General features: G+C 53.1%; 6 protein-coding genes and 4 tRNA genes. All 10 read left to right on the forward strand.

Features of this window, described 5'->3' with window-relative positions; genetic code table 11:
* Positions 1–608 precede the first annotated feature (608 nt).
* Positions 609–1,169, forward strand: a complete 561-nt coding sequence (locus SBL51_RS23025) for a chorismate--pyruvate lyase family protein (RefSeq protein ID WP_317933558.1) — start codon at positions 609–611, stop codon at positions 1,167–1,169.
* A 124-nt stretch (positions 1,170–1,293) separates the two neighbouring features.
* Positions 1,294–2,424, forward strand: coding sequence for an alanine racemase (gene alr, locus SBL51_RS23030; RefSeq protein ID WP_317933559.1), 1,131 nt, complete (start codon positions 1,294–1,296; stop codon positions 2,422–2,424).
* Positions 2,421–3,455, forward strand: coding sequence for a biotin--[acetyl-CoA-carboxylase] ligase (locus SBL51_RS23035; protein WP_317933560.1), 1,035 nt, complete (start codon positions 2,421–2,423; stop codon positions 3,453–3,455). Before alr ends, SBL51_RS23035 begins: the two co-directional genes overlap by 4 nt.
* Positions 3,452–4,246 (forward strand): type III pantothenate kinase, encoded by a 795-nt coding sequence (locus SBL51_RS23040; RefSeq protein ID WP_317933561.1) that lies wholly within the window; start codon positions 3,452–3,454, stop codon positions 4,244–4,246. Before SBL51_RS23035 ends, SBL51_RS23040 begins: the two co-directional genes overlap by 4 nt.
* Positions 4,247–4,265: 19 nt before the next feature.
* Entirely contained in the window at positions 4,266–4,922 is a 657-nt protein-coding gene (locus SBL51_RS23045) for an SPOR domain-containing protein (protein ID WP_317933562.1), read from the forward strand.
* A 62-nt stretch (positions 4,923–4,984) separates the two neighbouring features.
* A tRNA-Thr gene (locus tag SBL51_RS23050) sits at positions 4,985–5,060 on the forward strand.
* Between the two features lie 95 nt (positions 5,061–5,155).
* Positions 5,156–5,239, forward strand: a tRNA-Tyr gene (locus tag SBL51_RS23055).
* A 445-nt stretch (positions 5,240–5,684) separates the two neighbouring features.
* Positions 5,685–5,758 (forward strand) — tRNA-Gly (locus SBL51_RS23060).
* A gap of 46 nt (positions 5,759–5,804) precedes the next feature.
* Positions 5,805–5,880: transfer RNA gene (locus SBL51_RS23065), tRNA-Thr, on the forward strand.
* A 142-nt stretch (positions 5,881–6,022) separates the two neighbouring features.
* The coding region (locus SBL51_RS23070; protein WP_317933557.1) for a GTP-binding protein at positions 6,023–6,150 on the forward strand (128 nt) is incomplete at its 3' end.

The following is a 6,150-nucleotide window of genomic DNA, read 5'->3' on the forward strand; positions in this document are numbered from 1 at the left end:
CCCATCCCGAACTCAGTAGTGAAACGACGCATCGCCGATGGTAGTGTGGGGTCTCCCCATGTGAGAGTAGGACATCGTCAAGCTTCTATACTAAAACCCCGAATCAGTGATGGTTCGGGGTTTTTCTTTTTTACGTCGCTAAGTACGGGAATAAGTAATGCGAGATGGGGCTATGGTGGCTTGCAGGGCACTGGTTGCCTCGGCGTATGCTTGTTCTCGGCGAGAAAAAATTGAGCTATAGCCTCTTTTTGCGCTCTGGCCCTATTACGCGTGGAGCTATCCGTTGCTGGAAATACCCGGTTTTTCCGTTGTTTCATGGTGTCACTAACTGGCCAGGCTTGCTGATTGCGAACGCGTTGGGCGTACTTACCTTGCAATGCGCTTCAGTCTTTGGGTCTAGGGCCATCAATGCTGTTGAAGTCTGGTAGCATCAGTTTGCAATTTGTTGACCAATAGTTTCTGGGTGCTAGTTACAGGCGCCATCCGGTTTCACTCCCTGGTCGCCGCTTTTCCCTGTTTCTCTGCTAATGAGGTATTCTTGGTTCTTTGCTTCAGTCGATCTGTGCATTTCTATCGGGAAATGGTGGCAATACATTGAGTCTTTGTTCATGAAATATCTTTTAGGTGACGCGCCTCCCTCTCTATTTGATTCCAGTGCCTATCTCGAACGGGCGATTATTACCCCGTCCGGACAAACGATTGATTTAAGCTCTTTGTCGCCATTACTGCGCGTGCTGTTAAGTACTGACGGGACGGTAACCAAGTCTTTGGAGGCAATTTTTTGGGAGCCTGTGCAGGTTCGGCTGGTTTCCCAAGGTAATGTGCAGGTTGCGCGTGATATCAATTTGTTTGAACGCAATGTTCAGTTGGTGGGGCTGCACAGTTCTGTTAAATATGCTTATGCTCGTTCCTTTATGAATGAGGCGGTCATGCCCTCGTCTTTGATGGAGGCGTTGCATCACGGTGTGCACGGTGTTGGCTGGTTGTTACGGCAGATGAGTGCTGAGCAGTATCGAGCTGTGGTTGAGATTGGCTATACCCATGAGTTGCCGATTAACGAGCAGCCTAAAGGTTTCGGTGAATCGATATACCGCACCTATTGCATCGTTGTGGGCGGGCAACGCTTGATGCAGATTACAGAACACTTTCCACTCGCTCTGTTTCTATAGTTAACGGTTAAGCGCTAGATGCTAGTGGCTTTGGCTGGATTGTGCATAGGGCAGTCCGTCGCCTGGCTTCTGTTCAGCAAAGTGCGGGTGGCCGCGTTTTAAATCTTCTTATTTCGTAGGATTCATGAACTCTACATCAAAATCATCAATGGGCCGGTTAACAGTAAACCTGGATGCTGTGGTGGCCAATTGGAGGGTGCTCGCACAACTGGGAAGAGGGGCGGATTGTGCCGCCGTGGTGAAAGCAAATGCTTATGGGCTTGGCGTCGCACCTATCGCTAAGGCGCTGAATGACTCCGGCTGTACGGCGTTTTTCGTCGCCACCGCGGCTGAGGGTGTGGAGCTGCGCGGTGCCATTGGTGGCGGAGCGTCAATCTATGTATTGAATGGTTACCAGGCAATTGAAAGTGATCTCTTTGGTCGTCACGCCTTGATGCCGGTAATCAACAGCTGTGATCAGCTTCACCAATGGTTTCTGAAAGGGCAGCCGGATGCTTATGCGGTAATGGCGGATACCGGCATGAGCCGATTGGGGATGAGCGCTGAGGAGCTGTTAGGTCAGTTAAAAAGCCTTCGTGCAGATGGGCGTCTCGCGCCGCATTTATTGCTCTCTCATTTAGCCTGCGCCGATGAGCCTGCACATGAACTCAATTATGTTCAGTTACAAAGGTTTCAAACGGTGGTTGCCGAGGCAAAAGCATTGCAGCCGGCGTTAAAGTGCAGCTTTGCCAGTACCGCAGGCATCTATCTTGGCAGCAGCTGGCATTTCGATCTGTTGCGTCCGGGCATTGCTCTTTACGGTGGCAGCCCGGATCCGACGCAGCCCTTGGCACTGAACAGAGTGGTGGAGTTGCAGCTGCCAATTTTACAGGTGCGTACGCTTAAGGAGACGGCAAGCGTCGGCTACGGAGCGGCACAGACGTTACCTGCTGGTGCTGTGTTAGCGACAGTTTGTGGCGGTTATGCCGATGGCTTGTTACGCAGCCTGTCGGGCCGCACCTTTGGTTATTTGGGTGGAGTGCGGGTGCCGATGGTTGGGCGAGTGTCGATGGATTATTGTGTTTTTGATATCTCGAATGCCATCGAAAAGTTAGGCTTTAATGCTGTCAATGAGATGGGTGCCGTTGAGATTTTGGGTGAGCACCAAAGTGTTGATGAGCTCGCAATCAGTAGCGGCACACTTGCCTATGAGGTGCTAACCAGCCTGGGTAATCGCTATGCCCGGGTATATCAGCACAGCGGAGTCGCATTATGACCAATGCGACGATCTCCCCTGCCTCGTGGGACTCTCTCATGGCTGTTGTCGAGCTGTTGGCTGATGGTCGCGTCTGTTCGGGGGAGTTCTTGGGTGCGCGTCTCGGTGTTAGCCGCACGGCAGTTTGGAAGCAACTGAAAAAGCTAGAGGGTATTGGCTTGGTCGTTGAGTCCATTCGTGGAGCGGGCTATCGTCTGCAGCATCCGCTGGATTTGTTGGATGCCGATACCATGCTGGCGAGCGAGCCCGGGCTGGACGATAGCGGCATCGACATTCACCTGCTGCCGGTGGTTGATTCCACTAATACCTGGGCGGCGCAACGCCTGCGCGATGAGCGCGTGCCGCCGTCCGGGGTGGTGCTGTGTGCAGCTGAGATGCAGCTGGCGGGGCGTGGTCGCCGAGGTCGTCAGTGGGTTAGCCCATTTGCCAGTAATCTCTATTTTAGTTTGGGAATGCAGAGCGGTCAGGGTATCGCCCTGTTCGAAGGGTTGAGTCTGGCGGTTGGGGCTGTAATTCACCGTTTTTTGACTGAGCTCGGCTTTAGTGGGTTGGGTCTTAAGTGGCCTAACGATATTCTGTTTAATGGCCGCAAACTGGCTGGCATTTTAATTGAAATCGACGGCGATCTGGCGGGTAACTGTAATCTGGTGGTGGGTGTCGGCATCAACTGCGCAATGGGCCGTCTGGATAAGAGTGCCTACGAGCAGATCGACCAGCCCTGGGTAGATCTCAATACCCTGGCGGTCTCTCAGGGGCTGCAATTGCCTTCCAGATCCCAGTTGCTGGCTGGCTTGGCTCTGCGTGTTGGGTGTTTGATGCAGGAGTTTCCCGCGATAGGATTCGCCGGGTTTAAGGCCGCATGGGCGGGTGCAGATTGCTTTCTCGGTCGGGCCGTTGTGGTCAAAACCGGCGCTGAGGAGCATGTAGGTATTAGTCGCGGGGTTGATCAGAGCGGGGCACTACAAGTCGAAATTGATGGTGTGATTCGCCTCTTCAGCGGTGGAGAGGTCAGCTTGAGGTCGCAATCGTGATTCTTGAGGTGGACCAGGGTAATACCCGCTTCAAGTGGCGAGTGCGTGCTGGCGACGATCAGATCGTGGCCTTTGGTAGCGAGCTAAATAGTGAAATTGGCAATTTATCCTGGTTGCGGCAACTGGAGGCGGTGTTAGCTGGGCGTGCTTTGCAGAGTGTTGCGGTCGGCAGTGTTGCCAAAGTCTCCTACCAGCAAGATCTTCTCGATTTGTGCCGGCAGCATCTGGCAATAGAGCCTATGCTTATGACGGCGGAGCGGGAGTTTGTCTGGGGTAATTCCCGGCTCCTGAACAGTTATGCCGATGTGAAACGAATGGGGGTTGATCGTTGGGCGGCGATGGTCGCGGCTGTCTGTGAATGGCCGGGTGATGTTTTGGTGGTGGCTGATGCTGGTACAGCTATCAATGTCGAGGTGATTGCTCCCGGGGGCGAGCATGTTGGCGGTTATATTGCTCCGGGTTTACAGATGATGCAGTCCTCCCTGCTGACCAATACCGGGGCGATAGTCATGGGGGCAGAGGCGCGTGAGCGTCGTCAGCAGCCTGGCACTAATACCGCAGAGGCAGTCGGGCATGGCGTTTTCAATGCTGGTTTGGGGCTGATTGAGCGAGCTCACAATTATGCGCTGGGTAGGTGGCGCGAATCGACAATAACATTAATACTGACTGGCGGTGATGCGCTGGTGCTGCATGAGGCGCTGACTCAGGCTCAATTGCGGCCAGATTTGGTGTTGGACGGCCTTAAGCATATGCTGCGAGCCCATCAGTGCATCGGTTCCACGGGCGAATAACTAACTAAAGTGGCCAAAATTGCGATTCATTTTCTTTAGCTTGTTAATCCTTAATGTCGGCTTGGCGGTCTATGGCTTTGTGGTTATGCCGGGCAAATCACCAGCGGCTGAAAGTACGCCGGCCAAATCATTGGCCAGTGTGCGTATTCCGGAGCAACCGGTTAGTGCCGGCTCTACTGCAAATAGTGGCTCGTCCCGCCTGTGTGCCTTCATCGGGCCATTTGAAAACCTCGCCCAGGGCGACATCTTGGTGGAGCGCCTGGCCGCGCTGGAAGTTAGCTCCCGTCTGCAGGATGTGGCGGTGCCGACCCAAAAAGCTTACTGGGTTTACTTGGCGCCCATGGTGACCCGAGAGGAGGCGCTGAGGTTGTTGTCTGAGCTGCAGGCCCAAAGTATCGACAGTTTCGTTATCCCCAAAGGTAGTTTGGCTAACGGCATCTCTCTTGGATTGTTTAATGAGAAGGCTCGAGCGGTGGCTCGACAGCGGGATATTGTCTCTCGTGGATACGCCGCACAAATAAAAGAAGAGCTTCGCACCATTCAGCAATCCTGGGTGGTAGCCGATGCAGAAACCGCCTCACTATTGGGTTCTAAAGCGTGGGCTGATCTGCTCGATGGGTTGGATGAAATAACCTACAAACAAAATTACTGCCCAGATGTTGCATCCTTGCAGTAGTTTCACTAGAATCGCGCCTCCACAAAGCATGGCGACCAATGTACGGCTGCGTGTTAAGTGATGCTGGCGTAGCTCAGTAGGTAGAGCAGCTGACTTGTAATCAGCCGGTCGGGGGTTCGATTCCTCTCGCCAGCTCCAAAAATTTCCTTGTGATTTGTTAGCTAAGCCAGTGATTCCTAAAGGGAAATGGTTGACAAAATGCGAGGTGAGGCGGAGAATACCGGCCTCTTTTCGCAGGGGTTCCCGAGTGGCCAAAGGGATCAGACTGTAAATCTGACGCGCAAGCTTCGGTGGTTCGAATCCACCCCCCTGCACCATTATTCGACGGGTCGAGTTAAGTAAACTCGGGACGATGGCAGCTGAGGCTGTCGAGCCAATAGGGTCTGTAGTCCTTTTGGTTGGGTCGCCGCTGAGTTCGAAGGCATACCGTGCTTAAGAGCGTCGCGACAGCGGTAACCCTAAGAGAGTAGGCCAAAAGCCGCTGTTTACTCTTTGAAGAGTTTTAAGTGCTTAAGCTTCTTTGGGGCTTAGGCTGCTTGCGTGGTAGTGGTTGGTTTGTCAGGTTCGAGCTGACTTGCTTCAAGCCCTTTGCATCGACCTTCATGCGGCAAATGGAAATCAGTGGCCTTCTGTCTTGCGGGGCGGGAGGCTAGGAAGCCCACCCTGGTGTGGTGTTTCAAATTGCTTTGAGCCTCTTAGCTTTCGGTGATGGGTTGAGGTGGCTATTAGCACAGTCTTTTGGCTGGCTAAAAGGTGAGTGCAGCGGGCATAGTTCAGTGGTAGAACCTCAGCCTTCCAAGCTGATGATGCGGGTTCGATTCCCGCTGCCCGCTCCAAAAAATTGGGTGGCTTTGGGGTGACCAAAGCGCTTAATAGTGCAAAGCTCAAGTAGCTCAGTTGGTAGAGCACACCCTTGGTAAGGGTGAGGTCGGCAGTTCAAATCTGCTCTTGAGCTCCATTTTAAAAGCCGCAGGCGCAACCTGCGGTTTTGACTATTTAAGGTCTGAGTTCGACGACTTGGGGCTCTTAAGTGTTGTGGAAGGTAAATTGGGGTCAGCTTTTCTGAACCTAGCCCACGTCCCTGTTGAGGAGAGTTTGCAATGGCAAAAGAAACATTTGAACGTAGTAAACCCCACGTAAACGTGGGCACCATTGGTCACGTTGACCACGGTAAAACAACCCTGACTGCAGCGCTGACACGCGTTTGTGCCGAAGTATGGGGCGGTAC

Origin of the sequence: Halioxenophilus sp. WMMB6 (assembly GCF_033283405.1) — a bacterium.
Lineage (GTDB): Bacteria > Pseudomonadota > Gammaproteobacteria > Pseudomonadales > Cellvibrionaceae > Halioxenophilus.

Coding starts and splice junctions, on each gene's coding strand:
- SBL51_RS23025 (WP_317933558.1), top strand. CDS start 609: ATGAAATATCTTTTAGGTGACGCGCCTCCCTCTCTATTTGATTCCAGT.
- SBL51_RS23035 (WP_317933560.1), top strand. CDS start 2,421: ATGACCAATGCGACGATCTCCCCTGCCTCGTGGGACTCTCTCATGGCT.
- alr (WP_317933559.1), top strand. CDS start 1,294: ATGAACTCTACATCAAAATCATCAATGGGCCGGTTAACAGTAAACCTG.